Source organism: Solibacillus sp. FSL R7-0668 (assembly GCF_038006205.1).
GTDB lineage: Bacteria > Bacillota > Bacilli > Bacillales_A > Planococcaceae > Solibacillus.
Window position 1 is genome coordinate 3,926,002 of sequence record NZ_JBBOUU010000001.1, and the last position, 23,516, is coordinate 3,949,517.

General features: G+C 34.1%; 22 protein-coding genes and 1 pseudogene. 5 read left to right on the forward strand and 18 right to left on the reverse strand.

The window, feature by feature from the left end; all coding sequences use genetic code 11:
* Positions 1-6: 6 nt before the first annotated feature.
* The 4 genes from MKX47_RS19740 to MKX47_RS19755 form a co-directional block, all read right to left on the reverse strand.
* Complete coding sequence (locus tag MKX47_RS19740; protein ID WP_340777541.1) at positions 7-309, reverse strand: DUF4212 domain-containing protein; 303 nt, start codon at positions 307-309, stop codon at positions 7-9.
* A gap of 448 nt (positions 310-757) precedes the next feature.
* Positions 758-1,408: an SIMPL domain-containing protein gene (locus MKX47_RS19745; RefSeq protein ID WP_340777543.1), complete on the reverse strand. Its 651-nt coding sequence runs from the start codon at positions 1,406-1,408 to the stop codon at positions 758-760.
* A gap of 182 nt (positions 1,409-1,590) precedes the next feature.
* Positions 1,591-3,090, reverse strand: a complete 1,500-nt coding sequence (locus tag MKX47_RS19750; RefSeq protein WP_340777545.1) for a sensor domain-containing diguanylate cyclase — start codon at positions 3,088-3,090, stop codon at positions 1,591-1,593.
* 220 nt (positions 3,091-3,310) lie between these two features.
* Positions 3,311-4,348 carry a restriction endonuclease PLD domain-containing protein gene (locus MKX47_RS19755; RefSeq protein WP_340777547.1) on the reverse strand — a complete coding sequence of 346 codons (1,038 nt, stop codon included), beginning with the start codon at positions 4,346-4,348 and terminating at the stop codon, positions 3,311-3,313.
* Between the two features lie 145 nt (positions 4,349-4,493).
* On the opposite strand from MKX47_RS19755, the gene MKX47_RS19760 reads away from it, so the two are divergent.
* A complete protein-coding gene (locus tag MKX47_RS19760; RefSeq protein WP_340777549.1) occupies positions 4,494-4,721 on the forward strand; it encodes an HTH-like domain-containing protein in 228 nt (75 codons plus the stop codon).
* Between the two features lie 67 nt (positions 4,722-4,788).
* Here the strand turns inward: MKX47_RS19760 and MKX47_RS19765 are convergent, their stop codons facing one another.
* The 14 genes from MKX47_RS19765 to MKX47_RS19830 all read right to left on the reverse strand — a co-directional run bounded on the left by MKX47_RS19765 (position 4,789) and on the right by MKX47_RS19830 (position 17,048).
* Positions 4,789-5,103 (reverse strand): hypothetical protein, encoded by a 315-nt coding sequence (locus MKX47_RS19765; RefSeq protein ID WP_340777552.1) that lies wholly within the window; start codon positions 5,101-5,103, stop codon positions 4,789-4,791.
* A 74-nt stretch (positions 5,104-5,177) separates the two neighbouring features.
* Positions 5,178-5,987, reverse strand: coding sequence for a bacteriochlorophyll 4-vinyl reductase (locus tag MKX47_RS19770; protein WP_340777553.1), 810 nt, complete (start codon positions 5,985-5,987; stop codon positions 5,178-5,180).
* A 233-nt stretch (positions 5,988-6,220) separates the two neighbouring features.
* Positions 6,221-6,634: a hypothetical protein gene (locus MKX47_RS19775; protein ID WP_340777555.1), complete on the reverse strand. Its 414-nt coding sequence runs from the start codon at positions 6,632-6,634 to the stop codon at positions 6,221-6,223.
* Positions 6,635-6,695: 61 nt separating this feature from the next.
* Positions 6,696-7,538 carry a toll/interleukin-1 receptor domain-containing protein gene (locus tag MKX47_RS19780; protein ID WP_340777557.1) on the reverse strand — a complete coding sequence of 281 codons (843 nt, stop codon included), beginning with the start codon at positions 7,536-7,538 and terminating at the stop codon, positions 6,696-6,698.
* 338 nt (positions 7,539-7,876) lie between these two features.
* Positions 7,877-8,818 carry a hypothetical protein gene (locus MKX47_RS19785; protein ID WP_340777559.1) on the reverse strand — a complete coding sequence of 314 codons (942 nt, stop codon included), beginning with the start codon at positions 8,816-8,818 and terminating at the stop codon, positions 7,877-7,879.
* Between the two features lie 304 nt (positions 8,819-9,122).
* On the reverse strand, positions 9,123-9,329 hold the full coding sequence (locus tag MKX47_RS19790; RefSeq protein ID WP_340777561.1) for a hypothetical protein: 207 nt from the start codon (positions 9,327-9,329) through the stop codon (positions 9,123-9,125).
* Between the two features lie 49 nt (positions 9,330-9,378).
* Positions 9,379-9,705, reverse strand: coding sequence for a Mor transcription activator family protein (locus MKX47_RS19795; RefSeq protein WP_340777563.1), 327 nt, complete (start codon positions 9,703-9,705; stop codon positions 9,379-9,381).
* A 59-nt stretch (positions 9,706-9,764) separates the two neighbouring features.
* Positions 9,765-11,393, reverse strand: coding sequence for a recombinase family protein (locus MKX47_RS19800; RefSeq protein ID WP_340777564.1), 1,629 nt, complete (start codon positions 11,391-11,393; stop codon positions 9,765-9,767).
* A 205-nt stretch (positions 11,394-11,598) separates the two neighbouring features.
* A complete protein-coding gene (locus MKX47_RS19805) occupies positions 11,599-12,102 on the reverse strand; it encodes a hypothetical protein (RefSeq protein ID WP_340777566.1) in 504 nt (167 codons plus the stop codon).
* Positions 12,103-12,241: 139 nt separating this feature from the next.
* Complete coding sequence (locus MKX47_RS19810; protein WP_340777568.1) at positions 12,242-13,876, reverse strand: DUF927 domain-containing protein; 1,635 nt, start codon at positions 13,874-13,876, stop codon at positions 12,242-12,244.
* A gap of 54 nt (positions 13,877-13,930) precedes the next feature.
* Complete coding sequence (locus tag MKX47_RS19815) at positions 13,931-14,557, reverse strand: hypothetical protein (protein ID WP_340777570.1); 627 nt, start codon at positions 14,555-14,557, stop codon at positions 13,931-13,933.
* 1,064 nt (positions 14,558-15,621) lie between these two features.
* Entirely contained in the window at positions 15,622-15,924 is a 303-nt protein-coding gene (locus tag MKX47_RS19820) for a hypothetical protein (RefSeq protein ID WP_340777571.1), read from the reverse strand.
* Positions 15,925-16,009: 85 nt separating this feature from the next.
* On the reverse strand, positions 16,010-16,456 hold the full coding sequence (radC, locus tag MKX47_RS19825; RefSeq protein WP_340777573.1) for a RadC family protein: 447 nt from the start codon (positions 16,454-16,456) through the stop codon (positions 16,010-16,012).
* Positions 16,457-16,535: 79 nt separating this feature from the next.
* A complete protein-coding gene (locus MKX47_RS19830; RefSeq protein ID WP_340777575.1) occupies positions 16,536-17,048 on the reverse strand; it encodes a DUF1643 domain-containing protein in 513 nt (170 codons plus the stop codon).
* Between the two features lie 190 nt (positions 17,049-17,238).
* Here MKX47_RS19830 and MKX47_RS19835 point away from each other — a divergent pair.
* The 4 genes and pseudogenes from MKX47_RS19835 to MKX47_RS19850 form a co-directional block, all read left to right on the forward strand.
* Positions 17,239-19,995: pseudogene (locus MKX47_RS19835) on the forward strand (type I restriction endonuclease subunit R); the annotation flags it as partial.
* Positions 19,996-20,148: 153 nt separating this feature from the next.
* Positions 20,149-20,739 (forward strand): restriction endonuclease subunit S, encoded by a 591-nt coding sequence (locus tag MKX47_RS19840; protein ID WP_340777577.1) that lies wholly within the window; start codon positions 20,149-20,151, stop codon positions 20,737-20,739.
* 22 nt (positions 20,740-20,761) lie between these two features.
* Positions 20,762-22,315 carry a type I restriction-modification system subunit M gene (locus MKX47_RS19845; RefSeq protein ID WP_340777579.1) on the forward strand — a complete coding sequence of 518 codons (1,554 nt, stop codon included), beginning with the start codon at positions 20,762-20,764 and terminating at the stop codon, positions 22,313-22,315.
* 2 nt (positions 22,316-22,317) lie between these two features.
* Positions 22,318-23,505 (forward strand): restriction endonuclease subunit S, encoded by a 1,188-nt coding sequence (locus MKX47_RS19850; RefSeq protein ID WP_340777581.1) that lies wholly within the window; start codon positions 22,318-22,320, stop codon positions 23,503-23,505.
* Positions 23,506-23,516 lie beyond the last annotated feature (11 nt).

Here is a 23,516-nt window from a genome sequence, read left to right on the forward strand (position 1 = left end):
CCTCCATTAGTGCTCTACCATACTCTTTGAACCGATTTCTTGATTTCGTGCATCATCAATCCCATATTTTTTATCAATTGCATCCCCGACGATGGCATTTACAAACAGTAAAACAATAAAGCTCAATAACGCGCCGATTGCCCCCATAAAATAGTGGAATGGGAACCCTAAAAACTGTACATGTGTTAATGAATCCGCAAACGCTACCACCCCATAAGAAACAAGAAACCATATTGCGAAATAAATGATCATATACGTATTTTTCTCACGGAAATAAGCATCAGCCACTTTTTTGTCAATCTTTTTCATACAGACCTCCTTTCTTCAAAAATCTACCTCAAATTAAAAATAAATTGCAGCGTTTCCTTTAAAGGAAGCGGGACTAATACGATCTTAACAAGCATTAACATCATGAGCGCCATCACAGGAAAGGTGAGAATAATGAAACGTTTTTTGATAAGTGCAACAGCCAAACAACCAATAGCGAATACGATAAAAAATAGCAGCAACGAACCACCACCTATAGGGTTAATTTTTTTAATGTATGTTGAAAGTGCACAAGATAAAACGACTATTTAATAAAAAAATTGTTAATATAACGAGATTAAAAGAAATCCAAATGGCTAATTATCAAAAAAAAAAACAGCATCCTCCATATAATCTGGAGAATACTGTCTGTAATTTCTATTGTGCCTAATTCAGCAATGATTTTCTAAAGCATGAAGGACAACGCGATTCTTCTCGAAAAAGAGGCCTTTTAGTATCGAAATGTCACACGTACAGAAGCTTGAATAGCCATTGTCCCCTGTGCAATAGGTGTCATCATTTCTCGATTACTCAGTTGAGCACTATAGGGAATAGGTGCATTATGCTGGCTCTCCTCAATCATTTCGATTGGTATCGGGTCTAAAGCTATACGCATTGTTTCTGCCATCGTTTTGGCCTTCTCTATTGCATTAATCAGTGCCATTTGAAGAGCCCTTTGATAGTAGGCATCTGAATCTTCTATTTTAAACTGGATAGACGAAACATGATTTGCCCCATTTTGTATCGCAGTATCAATCACCGTACCAGCTCGACTAATATCGGCGATTTGAACCGTAATTGCATTTTGTACCTCAAAGCCTCTGAACACCTGTCTGCCCTCAATATAATCGTAGTTTGGCGAAATCGTATAAACTGTTGTTTGAATGGCCTCTCTTGGAATATTTAACGCCACAAGTGAACCAATAACGCGATTCATGATGATAGCATTTTCTTGCTGCGCTTGACTGACATCCTTTCCTTCTGTACGCACTTCAATCAGAACTTGAGCGTAATCGGGCTGAGCATCTATTGCTCCATTCCCGGTCACAATGATTTCACGTGAAACAGAGGATGGTTGAATCCAATTTTGCGGATGGTACAATGCACTCCGCCTTTCCTAGTATTGTTATTCCATATACTATGCGACTGAACGAAATGGTTGTTCCGAACTGGCTTTACTTTTTACCGAGATTAAAAAGAAAAGGTAGCGCTTATCTATTGCTAGCATCTTTTCTTCAATCACAATTGAATGATGTGCCCTTTGTATATGTAAAGTGTTGAACATTATACTTGCCTTTGTAAATATTGTTCTTTAATTATTTTTTTATCCTCATACATACGCACATCGCAAGTATGATAGAGCTGCTCATAATCTACGCCATCTTCCTCAACAAAGGCAATGCCGAGGCTTGGTACAATTTCAATTTCGATATCATCCTGCTTATACAAGTTAACTTGGAATGTATGACGTACCTCGTTTATTTGCTGTAAAAACTGTTCCTTCGATTCAAATTCCTCAAAAAACATGACAAATTCATCGCCACCTAAGCGTGCTAAAATATGTGGTCTTGGCAAATTTTCGCGGAAGCAATTGGCTGTAAAAACTAACACATTATCCCCTGTTTGATGACCATATGTATCATTGATTGCTTTAAAAAAGTTTAAATCACATATGATGAGTGCACTATCTTTTTTTACGTCCTGCGCCAACTTTCTTTTTACTTCCTCTTCAAAATAGGTACGATTATATATACCTGTTAGCACATCATGATAAGCCAAATGTTCATTTAAGCTTCTTCTCTGAAACTCTAATGTTACCTCATGTATCATACAATAATAATATGTTTCTTCTACCATCTTCACCTTAGAGGCATCCATCAAAACAATGTTCTCTATTCCATTTTCATCTAAATAAGTAATTCGATAACCTTTAATATATGATTCCGCATCTAAAAGAGTAAACAATTGATCTAAGACAGCTGGCTCATTCGTATAGTTGAAATAATTTCGGAAATCCGTATGAAGCTTCATTTGGTAAACCTGTTTCCCTATCTCATTGACCTCTAGCACTCGCTTGTTTTTATCGAGGATAACAATCGGTGTTGCTGAACTTTCCAAGAGGGCAGAATAACGCTTCACAGTACTCGGAATAATATTGGTCTTTACAAGTAAATAAGAAATGAGCGTACTTGATAATGCTGTCAAAAATAACCCTGGCGTTGCTGGCAGCACATCCGTTAAATGACTCCAATCTAACTTCCAAAATGCGAGTCCTGTAAATGCAATTGCTATAAACGATAAGCATGCTTTAAAGAAGAACCGATATTCTTTTATTTTTGTATATTTATAGCCTGTATATAAAAGAAATAGTGTAACTGCCAACATTGCGATATATACAATAGCAAAGATTATTGCTTGACTTTCTAAAAAACCAACACCCAAAATCAACACTGGAAAACCATATAAAATATAGGGGATTAACGGCATTTTAAAAGGCTTTATAGTTTTTACAATGTCATATATTACGTGTATAGTAAGCGCAAAACTTAAATTGACGGCAAATAACACAATATAAAGCTGTAAAAAATGGCTAAATTCTATTGGCAAAAGTACGCGAATAAAATCAGCTGTATAGCCAATGGCACTACAAAAAATACTCGCTGCTACTAATTTGGCCCTTTTATAAGAATAGGATCTGACCAATATATATGTACCTAAAATATATAAATAAATACTAGGTAAAATATACACCAGTACATAATGCATCACGATTTCTGTACTCATGCTACACCTCGTTTAACTAAATATGTAAAATAATCCTATTATAACAAGGTTTTAGTCAAAACGAAAGATATGTTATTTGCTAGTATATTGGCATTAAAGCATAAGCAAGATTTTTATATAAAGAAAAGCTTATCCAGTACCTATTTGTCTTGGATAAGCTTTGATTAGAGAAAACGCACTTATTTATGGTACGGTTCACCGTAATATGGCTAAGTGCGGTTTAAATTTGACTTTCCATTTCATTAATTAAATACTTAGCAAAATTTTCGTTTAATCGAACTTTATCTGATCCAAATTGTAAACTTCCTAAAGTATCGCCACCCTTATAAGTAAGTATTTTTTCTGGGTAGTTTAATTGCAAATTTGACAAAGTTAAGTTAAATTTGTTCCAATTTAAACTGTATTTAGGATATAAATTTTTCCCTTCCACTTGCCATTCCCATCTACTACCATCTTCTAAATTGATTACATCAGAAATAACCTCGAAATATCCTAATAGTTTCGTTGTTCCTACACCGTAGCAAATTAAAACATCACCAACGCTTACAGCAGCTGGTCTTTTAGCAAAATGTAATTTTTCAACAGATAGATTTAGTATTCTATTTTCAGCAAAAGGTTGTTCTGAATACCCAACTGGTTTAAGAAAATATCTTTTAGGGCTTGAAGAAGTTATTTTCATTAGCTGGTTTTTCTTTAAATGGTCACTGATTCTTAAATCAATTTTTTCCTTTGGAGTAATTTTCATTTGTTTTTTATAATCATCAATCTTTTTGATGATTTCGTTTAATGTTTGCTCATTTAATTCCATACTATTGCTCTCTAGTTTTTCAATAATCTCTCTAAAGGTGTCTTTATTCTCAATCATTACTCCCCATTCATTCTTATTCTTCAATCCAGATTCTGTGAAATTAGCCGAAGTAATAATCCCTTTACATGTTGTTTTAGATACCCCAATATAAATTTTCCCATGAAGTTTATTATCAATGCGAATAGTACATTTTATTTTTGCTTTATAACATTCCAAACGTAACCAATATAAAGCATTAGATTTTTTCAATAAATCTGGAGAATAATCATCTAAAGTTGTTATCAAAATTATTTCTTTGATATTATTTATACTTATTTTTTTAAAAAATACATCGTAGAAGTATGGTGACTCTGACATAAAGGGACTTACTAGATACAAAATCTCCGAGTCTTTTATAATATCGTCAATTGCATTTAAATGGTTGCCAGAAAAATTATTTATTATTTCCAAAGTACCACCCCACTGAATTTAATTATTCTGATTAACTATTGCATAAAGTAATAAATGTCAGTGCTGTCTTATATAAATTTTATTATTACTTCTAAAAAAGCCGACACTTTATGTTATATTATACCAAATAGAGTGGAGGGATTTTATGACTATTAGTGAGTTAGGTAAAGAGCTTAAGAAAATGTATGAAACTGCTCCTGAAAAAGAGCAAGTTATATTTATTCATCTTTTTGGAATTAAATATGGCGCAAATATCATTAAAAATAATTATAGTGCAAGTGAAATTATTAAAGCTTCTGGACTTAAAGATTCCTATAAGACCGAAGTCCGAAAAGGAATTAATTTATCTAAATATGTTTCCTATACTAAATAATAATGTAAATTAAATAAGGAGCAGATAGGTCATCTGCTAATGACCTATCTGCTCCATGTTCTGTTAATTAATCTAATACTGTATTATTAAATTGAATTTTAATACTATCAACCTCGCGCTTTTCATTCAGTGTTATATCTTTAATGATTAACGCAACCAAGTGTTTCTGCTGTTCTTGTGTCATTGCCTTTTTGAAGACTTTATGAAAGTTTACCATGACCTCTTGTATGGTTGCTTCATTGATTGTATGAACCTTTAGTGATTGCAGTTGTAGCTTAATTGGCTGAAGTCGTAGCTCCAGTTGCTCTATCTGTTCGTTTACCTTGATGAGCCTTTGCTGCAAATCCAATTGGGTTATAATGTTTTCCTCATACCGCTCCATCGCTTTACCCTTGTTGCGTTGAGCTTGCTTCAGTTCTAATAACATACTTAATTATATAGTTGGCTAAATATTATCTACTCAGTTACTTCTTCAAAATCTATATCTATGATATCTGGATGCTCTTTTTTCAATTCATTGTAACTATTCAGAATGTCTTCTTCCGTTAAATTAAGATTATTAGCAAGTGCATATTGAAGTTTGTTACCCATTTTAGACATCGAAGCATAGGTTATTCCTCCTGAAACTATTCCCCCTAATAACGGAATAGCTTTAGAAACACTTTTAGCAAAAGTATCTTTTGTTACTTTCACACCAATAAACCCTAATGTTTTCTTGATAATAGGGTAATAGATCGTTTTAGTTAGTGCCTTTTGAGGAATCTTTTTAAGCGCCTGTTGAGATAATTTTGAGGAAAGTAATTTAATAGCAGCTGTACTTCCCCCTACCCCAAACATTACACCTAAAAACAGAACTAAATCACCATTAATTTTTTCAAGATTAATGTCGTCACCATCCCAGAAATCCTCATATCCATACAAATATCCTAATTCTTGAGCCATTCTAAGGGCTATTCCAAAAAACTGTACAGTATCAGCTGGAATTGTAGCCGCCATCGCTAGCCCACCTGGAACTCCTGCTGCAAAAGATGCACCTGTACTCGTTAATGTTCTAGCATTAACTAAACCTTTGGCAACTTTATCTACTACTGCTTTATTAACATTTGCTTCAATTGGACCAAGTTCCATTATTGAGACAAGTTGGCTTGAAGAAACCTTACTCGAAAAATGTTTAGCTAAAAATTCTTCTCGATTTACTTTGATACCTGGAAGCTTTAATGCATTTGCTAATAATAACTCAAAAGTACCTGATTCACTTTTTGACATCTAAACACTCACTTCCGTAATTATAAAGTCTTACATTATTATTCATTATAAGGTTATTCATGTAAATTAAATAGCTATTAAAATAGAAAAAGGAGCAGGTGGACCATCTAATGATGATTCACCTACTCCTAATTGTAATTCCTCAAGAACTTCTGTATTAAGCTTTAATTGGATGAAATCAGTTTTTCGATCTTTCTTCTAATTTGGCTCAGTGCGGTTTTTTATATCGTAATTTATATCTTAGTGAAATTAGAATTCAAGAAACTTGTAAGTGCTGAAATTTTATCCTCTACACTTTTTTGATAATCACTAATTCCACTTTGAGTCAACGGTACTTTCTCTTTGATTAGCTCCTTTTCTCTTTTCTTTCGTAAATCCCTTTTATTTACTCTTTCAAGTAGTCTAAATTTTAATTTTACACTTGAATCCATGATTGTCTCTTCAGTAAATCCAAAGTATCCTGGATTTTTATTTAACTCATACAAATGTGATGCACATCGTACTAATATAAAAATTGATTCACCTATATAAAGAACCCTAGTTTCACCATTTTTATTTACACTAATCTCATAAATTCCAGCACCTATCGCTGGGATTAAATCTCTTTGAAAAAATTGAATAATAATATTCATATTTGTTTCTTTCAATTGCTTCTCCCCTTTTTAATAGCTGTTTTTAGTAATATAGCTAAGTGCAGTTTTAGTGATTTTACTCTAGGGAGTCCAGTACAACCTGATGTATTTGATCGACCATCTCATCTAAAGTCTGTTTACTTGTTTTAAAGGCATATTTATCAACAATATAAGGGTTATATTGTCTAACTTCATCCACAGAAACATCATGCCAGATGGGAAGGATAATCACTCTTTTTTCATTGATTTCTCTATTTAAAAAGCTTTTGAATTCATATTGTGACCAACCGCTTTCAATAAAGTTTTTGGATAGGAAAATTACCACAAACCTCGAATTTAATATTCCCATATTCATCATATCTGTTTGACTCTGTCCTATTTTAAATACCTTGACATCTTCAAAAACTTTCAATCCTTTATTACTAAGCTTTTCCGATAACTCTGAAACAAAAACGTCTTTATCGAGGCTCGAATGTGATAGAAATACATCAAACTCTATTATTTCTTTATCTTTAACTGAATGCTTAATATCAAATGAAAGTTCATTTAATTTTTTCGACATCTCAGAATAACTGTTTAAATACTCTACGTTTGTACTTGTTTGTGATTCCATTGATTTTAGCATAGTTTTAAATTGCTTTTCCTGTTCCTTTGCTAGGCGACCTTTATACCTGTTCATATCTTCTGTATTTTTGCGTATCTGTTCAACAAGCGATGTAATTTCTTTATCTTGTTTTAGTAATTCTTTATTATATTGACCTGTTTTTTGAATGTCCATTTTCGTTATATTTTTCTTACCTGAAAGTTTCAGTAATTTATCGGCTTTTAAATCCCTTCTCTTTCTTGCATCTGTCAATTTCTTTTGAAGTTGAATATCTTTTGTTGTTAGTCTTTTTAAGTTAGTTTCATTTATCCCCATAAATACACCCTCTTAATATATTATAAAACGAAAAACAAACACCCGTTCTCATTTTACAATATAAAAAGATTTTTTTCAATTTTCTATAATTAATTCAACCTTTTTAAGCATCATCTGGCAATGTACTAGTTCCAACTACCTTTCCTATAATAAAAAGAGAATAAGCTCTCCACTCAGTCATGTGACTAGGTGAGGGGTTTTATACTTGAATTAAAAAAGCTATGGCAACAAGAAATAACCTTGCTGTCATAGCTATTATTATACAGAATTATTGATAGCTGCAATTTAACAATTATTGAATACTAGCTATCATTGCTAAATCCTAAGATACGAACATTTTATTTACCCACATAGGTATCTGAATACTTATAATAAACTTGCCTTGAATTTTCATAAATCTTACCTGAATAAGAATCTACTCGATAAAGATCTATTCTGCTTCCATCTGGGGAAAATTCAATAGTTTGGACATCCCATTGCTTTTTATCACTATACGTATTAATATCTGAAATTTCAATAGTATCGAAATTAGTTATTTTATAATCTCTTACCAACCCATTAATTGTACCATTGAAGGAATCGGTAACAAATTTATTCTCAGTAAAATAGACCAAATCAGAATAATCCCCATTCATCATATCTTCTTCGCTTACCCAAGAGCCTACAATCATTTCTTTTACTTCCTCAGTTGTAAACAGGGGTGTTGTATCTAATGTACTGTAACCAATGAAGTCAACGGGACTGCTAAAATTACTACTTGTAAAATACACGCTATTTGTTTTATTTTCGTTTATTACTGTATCATAAACCAATTCAAAGAATTCCCCACTCTCTGCAATTCCCTCTTTTGTTGGTTTACCAAGCTTTTCTCTAACATTATCTAGCGTATCACCAATCTTAATTCCATTAAACAAATAATCACTACTGCTTATCTCTAGGCTTTCTAACCTTTGAGAGCTATTTAAAGAAACAGACAAGCCATCATAGCTTAAACTCTGACCATCTTCCCATTCATATAAATCCTGAGGTTGACCAAGTAACGCTATAATTCCTTCTTTGTCCAATGAAATTACTTCAAATAAATCTAACTGGTTATTTTTTGGGGGTTCCTCATTTTTAGGTGTAGCTTCTTCAATTGCTACTTCATTTTTATTTTCGTGAAATACTTCATTGGCAACTTCTCCATTCACATCATTGGCTTCTTCATTATTAGCATTGCTACAGCCAGAAATAATGAAAGCAAAAGTAATCGATAATAACATTTTTCTAAAAAACTTCAAGTAAATCCATCCCTTCATGTACGGTTTATAAATTCAATCATCTTAGAGTTTTTAATGATCGTATTAAATTAAAAAGCTGTGATATCAAAGCCTGACCTTGATATCACAGCTTTATATAAATTCGTAATCTACTTAGAACATTTTTTACATATCTGTCCCTTGAAACATGTATTGCAGGAGAAATGATCACATGCTGGGCAGGTTTTTAACTCAGAAACAAATTTCTTTTTTAGACAGCATCTGCATTTAGCATGTCCGCTTTCATTGAGCTGAAAAGAATTGACCATCGTTCTTCCTCCTGCAATTAATATCCACGTTGTTTTAACACCATTCTTGCAGCTGTTCTTCTGTTTTTAGCAGTTGTTGAATTGCCCGCAGATGTATCAGTAGCAATCCTTTTCAGCTCTTCATCAGAATAAAATTCTAACCGCTCCATCTCAGCTTTCACACCATCCTGTGTATCCCTAAGATTATTAAGACCTTTGTTCATCATATCTCCGAAAAATGACATATAATTTCCCCCAATTTTATTTTTTTACTGCATAACCCACTAAAAAACATTATCTTATTGTGGTGTCTTTATATGAGTTTCTTTTTACTATTTTCATAACCCAGCTATAAGAATAGTCATATTTCCTTGCTAATTCTTTAGCGTTTGTTCCATCAAATTCTTTAATGATTTGCTCATGTAAAAATTCTTCTGATAACAACCGCTTAGGAAAGGTAACATATTGCCCAGCGAAATAGTTATACACGCATAACGTATTTTTATAGCCGATTAGTTCTACAAAATCTTTATACGCTCCATTAAAACACGAACTATCCAATGTACTCTTGTCTATCGCTTTCCCCTCCCTATTTTTATTTTCAATATGCCAGTTCTTCATTCGATAATCACTTTGATTATCGAATGGATTATCCTAACTAAAATCCATTTACAGCGGTGTCAAATAGCTACTAAAACAGAAAAAGGAGCTGAAGAAATGTCCTCAGACACCTCTCCAACTCCTAATTTCAATTCTTGCAGCACATCGTTATTCAACATAATTTGGATACTTTCAATCTTGCGTGTTTCTCCAATGGTAATCTGGTGAATCAACAAATGTAATAGCCGTTTACGTTGCTCTCTCGTAAGAGAATTCTTGAATGCCTTATCAAAATTCTCAAATATAGCTTTCACATGTTCAGACGTTATTTTTGTAATCGTTGCCCCTTTTAGTTGCTCCTTCAATGGCTCCATAGCACTTTTCGCATCATTCACCTGTTGTTCAATCGTTTGCGATTTCTCGATATATTCATCTTTCGTAATCAATTCATCAATATACGCTTCCCACGTTTTTTCTAACTTCCGTTTCAGCAATACTAATTCATTTTCATAACGGTCATGCTCTTTTTGAATAGGCTCATACATGGATGATTGTTTATCGTTAATGCCTATCACTAATTCGTTAATTAATTGCTCATTGTGGAGTAACTCCGCAATTTTATTAAGAACATAGGGATCGGCATAATCTGTTCGTACCCCGTTGGAACGACAAACATTTGTCCCTTTATTTTTCCATGCACCACATACATAGTATTCTAGCACTCTTTTTTCACCCGACTTTGTACGGTTTGTTGTACGACCTACAACCATTCCTGCGCCACATTGCGGACACCGCATAATGCCTGTTAACGGAAGCTCACCATCATGAATTCGATTAGGCTTACATGTACGTTCCTTATAAACCTTTTGAGCAATTTGCCATGTTTCTTCAGAAATAATTGCTTCATGACAACCTTGTACAATGACGGGGTCAGGATTAATATTATTTCGTCTTTTTTCATTCCAATCTCTGCGCACATTATATCGAATATAACCAGCATAGACAGGGTTCGTTACAATTGTCTTTATTGCATTAAGAGAAAATGTTTTTTTCTTCTTTGTACGATAGCCAGCTCGGTTAATAGAATTGGCGATGGCTTTATATCCCTGCCCCGTTGTGTACATGTGAAAAATGGTACGAATAATATGTGCTTCACGCTCATTAATCACAAGAGCTGTGTTTTTGCGCTTTTTATTTTCCCCATCTACTTCAAGAACATCATAACCAAGAATGTGACCACCATTCCACTTTCCTTCTTTTGCACGAGCAATCATACCCATTTTTACATTTTCAGCGATATTATTTCGCTCATATTCTGCAATGGCAGCCATCATTTGAAATTGAAGCTTACCTGTTGGTGTTTCAGTTTCATACTTTTCAGTGTACGAACGAAATGCAATGTTTTTACTATTGAATTTCTCCACCATATTCATTAAGTCCACACTTTTGCGAGCTAGTCGATTCATTTTCCAAACGAAAACGACATCAAATTTTTTCTCATCTGCATCTGCTAATAAACGTTGAACAGCTGGACGAGCAGTGATATTTTTTCCACTAATACCTCGGTCGATATATTCATCATATATAGTATAGCCTTCTCGCTCACAATATTCCCGTAACACTCGGATTTGTTCGTCTATACTATAACCTTCTTCTGCCTGTTCGGTTGTAGATACACGAGCGTAAATTGCCACCCGTTTACTTGTCATCTCCCTGCTCCTCCTTTCCCTGTAGAATGTATTGCTCACACATTTCAGCAAGTATGAGAATGAGCTCTTTGGATTCCTGTTCCATAATATCCCTCCATCTAATATCATTCACGGTTATAATATCTATTTATAGTCGTATTCGTTAGCGGTTAAAGGATAGTAAGGGCTAAATTTGCCCCTACTACCTTTTGAATATTCCTTCTCGTTAACATTTTTTTAAGCCGATGACTTCAATTTCATTTTTATTACCAAAGCATAATGCATTAAATTCAGGTGAGAAATTGAGCACTTCATTTGGAAATCCTGAGATACGTTCGGCTGGATCATCTAATAAAAAGCCCTCTTGCAACACAAACGAGAAAAATGGCGATTCATTTTGCTCTAAAAAAGAAACAAACTCAAGAATTAATTGTACATATTGCTTCTGGCTTGTGACTACTTGATAGTCATTGGCATACCAAACCACTTCCCAACCATAACCATTATCAACAAATAAGTGATGTGGTTGCACAGTTAATTGGGATAAGTGATTCAATACATACTCCAGCTCTCTGGATGCTTCTGGTAAATATAAATGTGTATTGAATGTAACGTAAGCCGCTAAACGATATAAGGAATGTTCGCCATCATAATGGTCTTCTCGTTTATCAGCATCATATGTTAAGTGTAGTGCCATATCTGTATGGTCAGTTGTAGTTGTAAAATTCATCATTTATTCTCCTTTTGTGTGTATCAGCTAGATTTGCTGCGATTGATTTTCCCGTAAACCCGTAAATTGAGGGGGCAATTTCTTTTTGGTTTACCTGCCAAAACAACGGGTTTACGGGTTTTATATCTTAAATATTTGCTTAAAGTATCGTGCTTAAAGGTACTTTGAAGCTGTAAACAATTGTTCGATTACCGTCCATATCAAACATACGCTTATGGTTTCGATCGCCTTCTCGCAAATAGAATTCTGCATTTTTAAGACTTTCTTCAACCACTTTGAGATTCGTTGCGAATGGTTGAATCAGCTTTTCGAATGCTTGAGGATAATACGATACTTCGTAATAATCTTTACACTTGCGAATTTTCCCTTTGCATTCCCCAGAAGGATAGTGATTGTCGTAGATAAAACTATTAAGCGTAACAGGTACATCTTTCAGCACTGCTTTATAAATCGTATCAGCTATACTGCGTTCTACATTCAACTTCGCTTCGATTTTTGCAATTAACTCTACGATTCCTGTAAGGTTAAACTCTAGCTTTAGCGGTTTTTGAGCTAACTCTAATCCAGCCAATATCGCTGCATAACGCTGAATAACACGCTCACTGTAATCCGATTTAGGGATTATCTGCACAAGCTCATCCGTCCATTTTTCATAAACAGTGGGAATAACAGTCCATTCCTTTGCTAATTCACGAGCAAAGAGCAGACCTGCTTTGCCATAATGCTCTGATATAACAGATTTGATTGCATCTGCTTGCTCTGCGGATTCAGTCCATTGAATGTCCGCAAATTCTTGTAACCGAACATATAACCCTGCATTTTTATTCGTATTTTCTAATACGCTACTTTCACCTGTTGTAATAAGTGTAGTTGCCCATTCACCTTTTTCAGCAAGTTGTCCTGTTCTAGTCGAACGCTCCTTGTCACGACCTTCAGCCATACGATAAATAATAGATGTAAAATCTTTAACTTCTGACATGGATGTCTCGTCTAAAAGTAAAGCAACCCCGTTATTTTTACTTAATTTTTTTATCATAGCGTTTGAGGTTGCATTCCAACTTTGAAATAACCCTCTTTCTCTCTTGGTAGGACAACCCCAAACAGAAATAGCCAATCCTCCTGCTGTCGTTTTACCTGTAGTAGAACGACCAACTAAATGGAAAATAGCAGTATCAACAGGTTTACCCACCCGATGCAAGTAACCAATAATAATGGACGAGAAGCCCATTCCTAAAGCAAGCGATAAATAAAGAGAGTTGATTACTTGCTCCATAACCATTTTCCTCCACACCTTGATATCGCCTTCAGCAGAAACGTCAAAGTCACAGCTTTGTTGATCCCATTTCAACGCTTGTCTTTCTGTGGAGACAGGAATGCTCAGGCCAAATACAATCTGTTCCATATCCATCACGCTAGAGGGCGGTAAAAAACCAACGTGAGAATAGATTCTTTTAGAAGCTAATGTTTGATACTGTTCTACTAGATATTCATTTAGTAAATTTTTATGAAGTGGCTGAACTAAGAAGCCAAAGTGACTTAATAATTTAACTTTCTTCTCCTCAAATTCCTCCGTTGTAAAGGTATGACGTTGCAAGGTATCATTTATAGCAAAGGCTAAGACAATAAAACCTCTACTATCCTTTACTTCTTGAAGGCGCTCATCTACATACATTACATCTGACAATTTTTCATGGTCATAGTTAAACACACCTTGTTTCGTTACATAAGCATAGGTATATTCAAATTTTTGACCTGCCTTTAATTTTTCCCACATAATCGCTCAACCTTCTCTCTGATAAACCAATGATAGAGTTCTACAATCAAGCAATTATATGTCATCGTCTTCTTCATCATCCAACTCTTCGTCATCGTCCAATTCTTCATCAATATCATCAATATCAAAATCGATACCATCTTCATCGTCTTCTAAATGGATTTCCTCTTCGTCCTCTTGATGATTTGTTTTGGTTTCAGTTTTCGCTCCAATATTTTGTTTTTTTGCTCCTCGTTGTGACTTCTGCTCCTTAGCTATTAAATTTTCTAATATTTCCTGTTCATCATCACTAAGTGGCTCCACATGGATAATGTTCACAAATGTTCTCCCCATATGACGATTGAATTCTAGTGTGGCTAATATTCCACCGTCAATTAAATCCTTAAGCCCATATGTTTCTACATCTGGTGGCAAAATGGCATCAACAATTTGAATATCGATATATTCAGGCGCAACATCTTCGACTACTATCGAAGTAAAAATTTCTTGTGACTTAAGATGTTGTAATTCAAAATGTAACTTACCTTTGCCTTGTGAAGTGTTTTTCCCTGGCGTACAGTTCAAAACACGCAATGGTAATGGCTTACCTTCTACAATTTGAGTAGCCTGTTTACGAGTACGTAATTGATTTTCTTGTGGTGCACGTGATTGTCTTGCTCGGTTTCTGTGTGAATTGTTCATGATTCTTTGCCCCCTATTTTTTATTTAGGATTTTTATAGTTGATGGTTTCAATATGCTGATTACTTGTTTCATCCACTCCTAATAAACGACAAAACTGCTCACCTCCACATATAATTAAATTTCTAACTACTATTCATTAGTAGTAATTAAGAATGATTAGGATTGCAGGTATAAGCACACGAACTACAAGAAACGAGATCCAAAAATGACAGTTTAGGAAACAAAAAAAAGCCCAAACATAACAACAGCTAAATTGACCTAATAAAAGGCAATAGCTATTTGTTATGCTTAGGCTTTCTGATACAATCGCTTAACTTGACTGTAGGGCAGAGAAGAATCAACTTTGCGCATGACATAATGTCGACAAAGCTTCCTGTACATATCATTTTATCTAGTTAGTATTCGTTAATAAAGTAGCTTATTCTCACTACAATTCATCATCTGTTCCAACATTAGTTGGTAGCTATAATATATAATAGCAATAATGATTTTTCAATATAAAAGTATAAAAACCTTTTATTCTAAGTAATCATTGAACTATACAAGATAAAATAAATTATATTGAAATATCTTTGTTTTTTATTCGTTCGGCTAAAGCCCAGCACGTCCTGTCGGTAAAGAAGATTGCTATTTTTCCAATCGTCTATTTACTATACAATTAAAAGTGAATATTGTGTCTAAAATGTGAACATTGATTGTTTATTCCCTCTTGCGATTCCCACCTAAATCGGAGGAAAAATATTGCTTTCTACTGTAAATTACGGGTTTACGGGTTTTAGCTCACTTAAATGATTAAACGAACCTCATCTCTACACAAAAAGTAACTAGCAGCAAATGAACCTACTGCTAGTTACTTAATCATTTATTCTCGTTGATAATCTCTCTTGCTACCTCAGTTGCAACAGCTACTACAACTGCTCCGATTACTTTTTCCCACATTTCATAACACCTCCTCCACTACTGATATATCGTCTTGCTTACTAAACCTCCAACTCAACTGGTTCATAGTGAATAAACCACTTTACATATTTGGCATATGCCAACTCTTCATTATCAACGCTTTTTATATTGAATCCCCCTGTTCAGATTGCTTTACTACTTCATCATTTTTTAGCAATACTTCATAATTTTCTATGTTCCCCGTCTCAATAACAATTAACGTATAGTAATCACCCTTCTCATCCGTATAGTTTGCACTTTCACAAATCACTGGGTCTGCTAAATGTGTAATAACGTGTATTGGCACTAGTTGCTCGTCTATTTCCTCAGGCATCAACCAAACTGTTTCATAACCGATTTCATGAAGCTCAATTACCTTTCCTAATTTCTCCTCCAGTATCTCGATTAATCGTTTAACTGCAATCATCCGTAACAACCTCCTATTCCTTTGAAAATAAAAAGCCCTAACACCCCTTTCAGATGTTAGAGCCTATAAGCCACTTATATTCATTTTAAAAATATCCTTTCTCCTTTAATGATACATAACGGTCATCACCCAAAATAATATGGTCTATTAACTCAATTCCAACAATTCGCCCTGCTTCTGCTAATCGCTCAGTTACTTCTATATCTTCTGGACTTGGGGTTGGATCGCCTGATGGATGCGGATGACAACAGATGATGGAAGCAGCATTGCTTAGAATGGCTGTTTTCATGACCTCCCTCGGATGAACGATACTAGCGTTGATACTGCCAATGTGAACTGTACTAATGTTTGTTGGTTGATTTTTTGTATCCAAGCACGCAACGATGAAATGCTCTCGATCAACTTCCCCTAGATATTCTCGGAACAACTGTGCACTATCTTGTGGGCTACGAATGCGTCGGTTTCTGTACAACATGCTTGATTCCTTAACTAATTTTACTGATACTATATTTACTCGTTTTGATGGTTGCATATAATTACCTCCTAGAATGTATTCAAGGAAATAATATATGTTCATATTTTTAGTTGAAACGTCTTTGCAACTAATCAGCTTACTCTACAGTTGGCTTATCGTAAGGAACTAGCTTCCATTCATTTTTCACTGCTGGATAAAGTGGATGGAAGCCTCTTCTTCCTTTAGGACATTCAATTTGAAGAATATTTGCCTTCTTATCAAGGAAGATAGCCATAACCATATGCAGTCGTTTTAGTGCTTCTTTATTTGTTTCAATACCTGTACCTACTGCAATGATTACATCATCTACCTTTGTAACTTCTTCTTGCACAACTTTTAAGTTTTCGGTAGCCGACCCATTTGTATCTTTGCCTTCAAGTGACGGAAACAAATTCATAATAACAACTGAACCATAGCCTAGCTTTGCGAGATTATTCATGACATACATTGTCGTCTGATCCTGTACAATTTCATCTGTTAAGCCAGCACTTTTCATCAGAATGAGTGCCCTTCTTTTGCTCTTGTCCCATTCCTTTTTGACAACGTATTTATTTTTTATTTCGTCATCATAAGTGACTTCTGTTTTTATAATACTCTTTAGCATTTTCATTAATTCTTGTGCTCCTTTCAAATTCCTGCATAGTAATACATACTAAGATTTATTCAAGGAAATAATATATGTTCATATAACACTTCAAAACGATTACTATTTAGAAATATCTGTGAGTTCACTAGACGAATGAAACTATTTGGGTAAATTTCCAGTATAATAAAGGAGATAAGCACTACAGGAGGTTTTAAAGATGGGTTATCAATCTGAAGCACAACTTGAAAAAAATTTACATACACAACTTGTTAATCAAGGCTATCAACCTATAAAGATTGCAGATTATGATGCACTCCTTACAAACTTTAAGCAGCAGCTTAATGAATTTAATAAGCATAAGTTAGGTGGTCAACCGTTAACTGATATCGAATTCAAACGGATTTTAACACTCATTGAAGGCAAAAGCATCTATGATTCAGCAAAAATATTGCGTGATAAGCTACTCATTGAGCGTGAAGATGGTTCACAGTTATATGTAGAACTTATGAATACGAAAGACTGGTGCAAAAACTTATTCCAAGTTACAACGCAAACAACTGTAAAAGGTACATATACAAATCGTTATGATGTGACCATTCTTATCAATGGTTTGCCTCTTGTACAAATTGAATTGAAACGACGAGGGCTAGACTTTAAAGAAGCCTTCAATCAGATTCAACGTTATCGTCGTCATACGTTTAATGGATTGTACAGATTCTTACAAATTTTTGTTGTAAGTAATGGTGTCGATACGAAGTACTTCTCAAACTCTGACTATGACATTCAATATGGTTTTACGTTCTTCTGGACGGATGAAAACAACGAACTCATTACGAACTTACAAAATTTCTCTAGTGCTTTTCTAAAGCCATGCCATCTAGCAAAAATGATTAGTCGTTATATGGTTATTAATGATACAGACAAAGCCTTAATGGTTATGCGTCCCTATCAAGTCTATGCAGTTGAAGCACTTGTTCAACGTGCAACGGAAACAAATAACAATGGATTTATTTGGCATACAACTGGTTCTGGTAAAACCTTAACATCTTTTAAAGCTGGGCAAATCTTAGCAGATGAGGAAAGCATTAAAAAGGTGTTCTTCCTTGTTGATCGTCGAGATTTAGACAGTCAAACGATTCAGGAATTTAATAAATTTGAAAAAGGTTCAGTCGACCGTACAGAAAAAACAGATGTACTAATTAGCCAAATTCAAGACCCTATGCGCAGTTTTATAGTTACAACAATAGATAAGATGAATAATGCAGTTAAAAATCCTAAATATACAAAAATCATGGAGCCATACAAACAAGAACGTGTTGTATTTATCATTGACGAATGCCACCGTAGTCAATTTGGTGATATGCGAAAAGAAATCGATCGACATTTTCAAAATGCACAGTACTTCGGATTTACAGGTACGCCACGCTTTATCGAGAACAAGAGCCAAGATGGACGTACAACAGCCGATTTATTCGAGAAGTGCCTACATCATTACCTCATTAAAGATGCAATTCGCGACGGGAACGTTTTAGGTTTTTCAGTGGAGTACATTCGTACATTTAACGCCCATATTGATGAAGCCGATAACACAAAAGTACAGGCAATTGATACAGATGAAGTATGGCATGATGAACGACGTTTAAATCTAGTAGCTGATCATATTATTGATAATCATCAGCGACGTGCTAAGAGTAAAGGTTATTGTGCCATGTTCGCAGTAGACTCCATTCCAACATTAATAAAGTATTACGATATTTTCAAATCGAAAAATCACGATTTAAAAATTGCTGGTATTTTTTCATATGGGCAAAATGAAGAAAGTGATGGAACAGGTGAACATTCCCGTGAAGCATTAGACCGTATGATTGCAGATTATAACAAAATATACGATACTGACTTTTCAACTGAAACATGGGATCGCTATTTTTCTGATGTATCGAAAAAAGTAAAAAATGCACAAGTAGATATCCTACTTGTCGTAAAAATGTTCCTAACTGGATTTGATAGTAAGCCACTTAATACGTTGTATGTAGATAAAAATATGGTGTACCATGACCTACTTCAAGCCTATAGCCGTACAAATCGTGTAGAGAAATCGACCAAGCCATATGGTAATATCGTTTGTTATAGAAATTTAAAAGAGAAAACCGATGATGCAATTAAACTATTCTCTAGAACAGATAATGTTGATACCGTTTTAATGGGTAGCTACGCTGAATACTTAAAAGCATTTAAAGAAGCTGTGAAGAATTTACGTGAGATTGCAGTCATTCCAGAGGAAGTAGATGAACTCGAGCGCGAAGAAGAAAAGCGCCAATTTATTGTTGCATTTAAAAATGTGACTAAATTACTTCAACGTCTACAGTCATTTTCTGATTTTGAATTTGATGAAACAGAACTAACGATTTCACAGCAAACGTATGAAGACTTTAAGAGTAAATACTTTAAGGTATATGAAGATTTTAAACGTAGCGAAGTACCAAAAGAATCAATTTTACATGACATAGATTTTGAGTTAGAGCTGATGCATACAGATAAAATAAATGTCAGCTACATTTTGAATTTGATTGCAAACCTGAACACAGAAAATGAAAAAGAACGTGACAAAGAGATTCGTTTCATCAAACAAGAATTAGATCACGCCTCTGATCCGAAGTTACGTTTGAAAATTGAACTAATTAAAGGTTTCTTAGATAAGGTAGCTCCAACATTAGCACCTAATGAATCAGTTATGGATGCTTATAATCGTTATGAAGAAACAATGAGTGAACAAGAACTCTCATCATTTGCAAAAGAAGTAGACATTGAAGATAATGTGTTGCGTGAACAAGTATCAACATATGAGTATTCCAGCATAATTGAAAAAAATGCAATTATGGATTCTTTATCGGGATCATTCTTAAAGAAAAACAAAACAATTAAAGCTATTACATCATTTATCCGTGACTTTACTGAAAAGTACGGTTCCTAAAACAACAAGATTAAAGAGCGCAACCACGCGCTCTTTTTTGTTATTTTAAAAAATATCACAAAAAAATAAAATTTAGTGTTGATATTTTTTAAAATATCATTTATTATTTATTTATCAGCAATGATATATTAAAAAATATCAAGGAGGTGTACGATGAAGCTTTATGAGATTGCCGAATTTACACAAGGTGCATTTGCAAACCGTTTAGAAACTTTATCAACAGATATTGAAACAACAAAAGTTAAGCCTCTTTCATTAAAAGAGTTTAACGAAACACTTGGTTTAGCTTATCGAATTTCAAATGAAAAAGATGTAAAAATTACTGTACCGAAAGAAAAATTAGTCCCACAACTGTTAACTGATACGGATAGTCTTGTTTTACACACTCATACGCAAAAAATTGCGTTGTTACCTGAGAAATATAGTGGTTTATTGTTAACTAATAACTTTATCAAAATTCAATTATCCTGTGTTGTAGACAAAGCCTTTTTTGAGTGGTACTTTAATGAACACCCTGCCATTCAAAAACAATTAGCCTTTTTAAGTGAAGGGACAGTTAGTTCATTATTGAAACTGTCACATTTGAAAGATTTAGAAATTGAATTACCGCCTATCCAACAGCAAATTACAATTGGAAAAATTGCTCAGTTAAAAAAGAAAAAAGAATCATTAATGACTGAGAAAAATGAATTACAGCAACTGTATATTCAACAAATGCTAATTCATAGTATGGAAAATAACTAATACACTCCTGGAGGAATTAATAATGACGACAAGCGAAAAACAACGCCAGCAACAAGCTGAACTGCATAAAAAATTATGGGCAATGGCAAATGACTTACGAGGTCAAATGGATGCCAACGAATTTAAAGATTATATTCTAGGATTAATTTTCTATCGTTACCTTTCAGAAAAAGTAGAAGCACGCGCTAACGTGTTACTAAAAGAAGATAATATTTCATTTGCATATGCATGGGAAAACGACGAATATCGTGAAGACTTAGCAGAATATCTAATCGATGAATTGGGTTATATCGTAGAGCCACAATTTCTATTCTCTCACTTCCTTGAAGAAATCGAAAAAGGGACAAACGGTAACTTTGACGTAGAAATGCTTCAAAATGGTGTCAAAGCCATTGAATCTTCTACTTTAGGAACAGATAGCCAAGACGATTTCCAAAACCTATTTGATGATATGGACTTAACTTCCTCACGTTTAGGACGTACAGTAAAGGATCGTACGAGCTTAATTAGTAAAGTTATTGTCAATATTGCAGACATTCCATTTTTACAAGACGATGTCGAAATTGATATTTTAGGCGATGCCTACGAATACATGATTTCTCAATTCGCAGCAAACGCTGGGAAGAAAGCTGGAGAATTCTATACACCACAACAAGTCTCAAAAATTTTAGCCAAAATCGTCACTGCTGGAAAGTCAGAAATTCGTGATGTATATGATGGTGCTTGTGGTTCAGGTTCATTACTATTACGTGTAGGGAAAGAAGCGAAAGTACACAAATATTATGGGCAAGAAAAAGTATCAACAACATACAACTTAGCACGTATGAACATGTTGCTACATGATGTTCCTTACCAACGCTTTGATATTCGTAATGCTGATACATTAGAAGAGCCACAGCATATCGACCAACGTTTTGAAGCAATTGTTGCCAATCCTCCGTACTCTGCTAAATGGAGCGCAGATGATAAGTTCATGGATGATGAGCGCTTTAGTGCCTATGCAAAACTAGCACCAAAATCTAAGGCAGACTTCGCCTTTATTCAACACTTTATTCATCAATTAGATGATAACGGGACAATGGCTGTCGTACTACCACATGGTGTTCTATTCCGTGGTGCAGCAGAAGCATCAATTCGTAAGTATCTAATCGAAGAAAAAAACTACTTAGATGCGGTAATCGGATTACCAGCAAATATTTTCTACGGTACAAGTATTCCAACATGTATCCTTGTATTCAAAAAATGTCGTAAAGATGATGATAAGGTGTTATTCATTGATGCATCGAATGAATTTGAAAAAGGTAAAAATCAAAACCTTTTATCTGATGAACACGTTGAAAAAATTATTGCAACTTTCCTAAGTCGTGAAACAATCGATAAGTATTCATACGCAGCTACATTAGCTCAAATCAAAGAAAACGACTACAACTTAAACATCCCTCGCTATGTAGATACATTTGAAGAAGAAGAACCGATTGATTTACAAGTAGTAGCGCAACGTCTGAAAGAAATTGATAAGGAAATCGCAGAAGTGGATCGTGAGCTAGAGAAGTACTTTAAGGAGTTGGGAGTTTAAGGATGAATGCACCTAAAGTTAGATTCAAAGATTTCACAGAGGGTTGGAAAGTCATTAAATTAAACAGCTTGATGTCATTTAATAATGGCATTAACGCTGAGAAAGACAATTATGGACATGGGCGGAAATTCATTAACGTATTAGATATATTAAATAATAATTTTATAAAATATAAAGATATTATTGGTTCTGTATCTGTTTCTGAAAAAGTAGAAAAATCAAACAAAGTTGAATACGGAGACTTATTATTTTTGCGTAGCTCTGAGACTAGAGAAGATGTAGGTAAAAGTTCTGTTTATTTAGATGAAGATGAGTTTGCATTATTCGGTGGATTTGTTATACGTGGAAAAAAACAAGCTGAATATCACCCATATTTTTTGAAGCTCAATCTGGAATCACCTAAAGTACGTGACCAAATTAGTACCAAAGCGGGCGGTAGTACACGCTTTAACGTTAGTCAATCTATTTTAAGCTCTATTGAAATTAGTATTCCTAGCGAAAGTGAACAAGAAAAAATTGCTGACTTCATAAGTTATTTCGATAAAAAAATCCAACTTCAACAAGAAAAAATAGCCTTGCTGAAAGAACAGAAAAAAGGTTATATGCAGAAGATTTTTAATCAAGAATTGCGGTTTAAAGATGATATGGGAAAAGATTTTCCACAATGGACAATATCGTTTTTAAAAGACATTGTTTCAAAAAAGTTTAAAGGAAGCAATGCAGATTATACCGAAGACCCATCTCAAGGAAATTTACTTTTACACAATGAATTTCTTGAACTTGGTATAAACCCCCTATATGTAAAAAAAGAAAATGATGTTTCTAATAAAAACATTTTGATTTTATGGGATGGTTCTCAAGCAGGTAATATTTATTTTAATAGAGAAGGTGTACTTGGGTCAACTTTCATTGCATTAGAATTGAATTCAAAAATAAACTCAAACTTTATTGGCCAACAATTGCAATACTTTGAGCCAATTATAAAACAATCTTGGAGGGAGGGTTCAGGAGTTCCTCACGTTTCAAAAAGCTTTATAGATAGATTTAATGTCAAGATTTGCTGTGAAGAAGAACAACAAAAGATTTCAGACTTCTTGAATACGTATGATAAGAAAATTAGCATTGAAAAGTCTTTACTCCTAGAACTTGAAAAACAAAAACAAGCCTTCATGCAACAAATATTTATTTAATAAAAAATAAG

Coding starts and splice junctions, on each gene's coding strand:
- MKX47_RS19840 (WP_340777577.1), top strand. CDS start 20,149: ATGAAGCTTTATGAGATTGCCGAATTTACACAAGGTGCATTTGCAAAC.
- MKX47_RS19815 (WP_340777570.1), bottom strand. CDS start 14,557: ATGAACAATTCACACAGAAACCGAGCAAGACAATCACGTGCACCACAA.
- MKX47_RS19800 (WP_340777564.1), bottom strand. CDS start 11,393: ATGACAAGTAAACGGGTGGCAATTTACGCTCGTGTATCTACAACCGAA.
- MKX47_RS19765 (WP_340777552.1), bottom strand. CDS start 5,103: ATGGAGCGGTATGAGGAAAACATTATAACCCAATTGGATTTGCAGCAA.
- MKX47_RS19770 (WP_340777553.1), bottom strand. CDS start 5,987: ATGTCAAAAAGTGAATCAGGTACTTTTGAGTTATTATTAGCAAATGCA.
- MKX47_RS19820 (WP_340777571.1), bottom strand. CDS start 15,924: ATGATTGCAGTTAAACGATTAATCGAGATACTGGAGGAGAAATTAGGA.
- MKX47_RS19805 (WP_340777566.1), bottom strand. CDS start 12,102: ATGAATTTTACAACTACAACTGACCATACAGATATGGCACTACACTTA.
- radC (WP_340777573.1), bottom strand. CDS start 16,456: ATGCAACCATCAAAACGAGTAAATATAGTATCAGTAAAATTAGTTAAG.
- MKX47_RS19795 (WP_340777563.1), bottom strand. CDS start 9,705: ATGAAGAACTGGCATATTGAAAATAAAAATAGGGAGGGGAAAGCGATA.
- MKX47_RS19830 (WP_340777575.1), bottom strand. CDS start 17,048: ATGAAAATGCTAAAGAGTATTATAAAAACAGAAGTCACTTATGATGAC.
- MKX47_RS19750 (WP_340777545.1), bottom strand. CDS start 3,090: ATGAGTACAGAAATCGTGATGCATTATGTACTGGTGTATATTTTACCT.
- MKX47_RS19810 (WP_340777568.1), bottom strand. CDS start 13,876: ATGTGGGAAAAATTAAAGGCAGGTCAAAAATTTGAATATACCTATGCT.
- MKX47_RS19790 (WP_340777561.1), bottom strand. CDS start 9,329: ATGTCATTTTTCGGAGATATGATGAACAAAGGTCTTAATAATCTTAGG.
- MKX47_RS19780 (WP_340777557.1), bottom strand. CDS start 7,538: ATGGGGATAAATGAAACTAACTTAAAAAGACTAACAACAAAAGATATT.
- MKX47_RS19760 (WP_340777549.1), top strand. CDS start 4,494: ATGACTATTAGTGAGTTAGGTAAAGAGCTTAAGAAAATGTATGAAACT.
- MKX47_RS19845 (WP_340777579.1), top strand. CDS start 20,762: ATGACGACAAGCGAAAAACAACGCCAGCAACAAGCTGAACTGCATAAA.
- MKX47_RS19850 (WP_340777581.1), top strand. CDS start 22,318: ATGAATGCACCTAAAGTTAGATTCAAAGATTTCACAGAGGGTTGGAAA.
- MKX47_RS19740 (WP_340777541.1), bottom strand. CDS start 309: ATGAAAAAGATTGACAAAAAAGTGGCTGATGCTTATTTCCGTGAGAAA.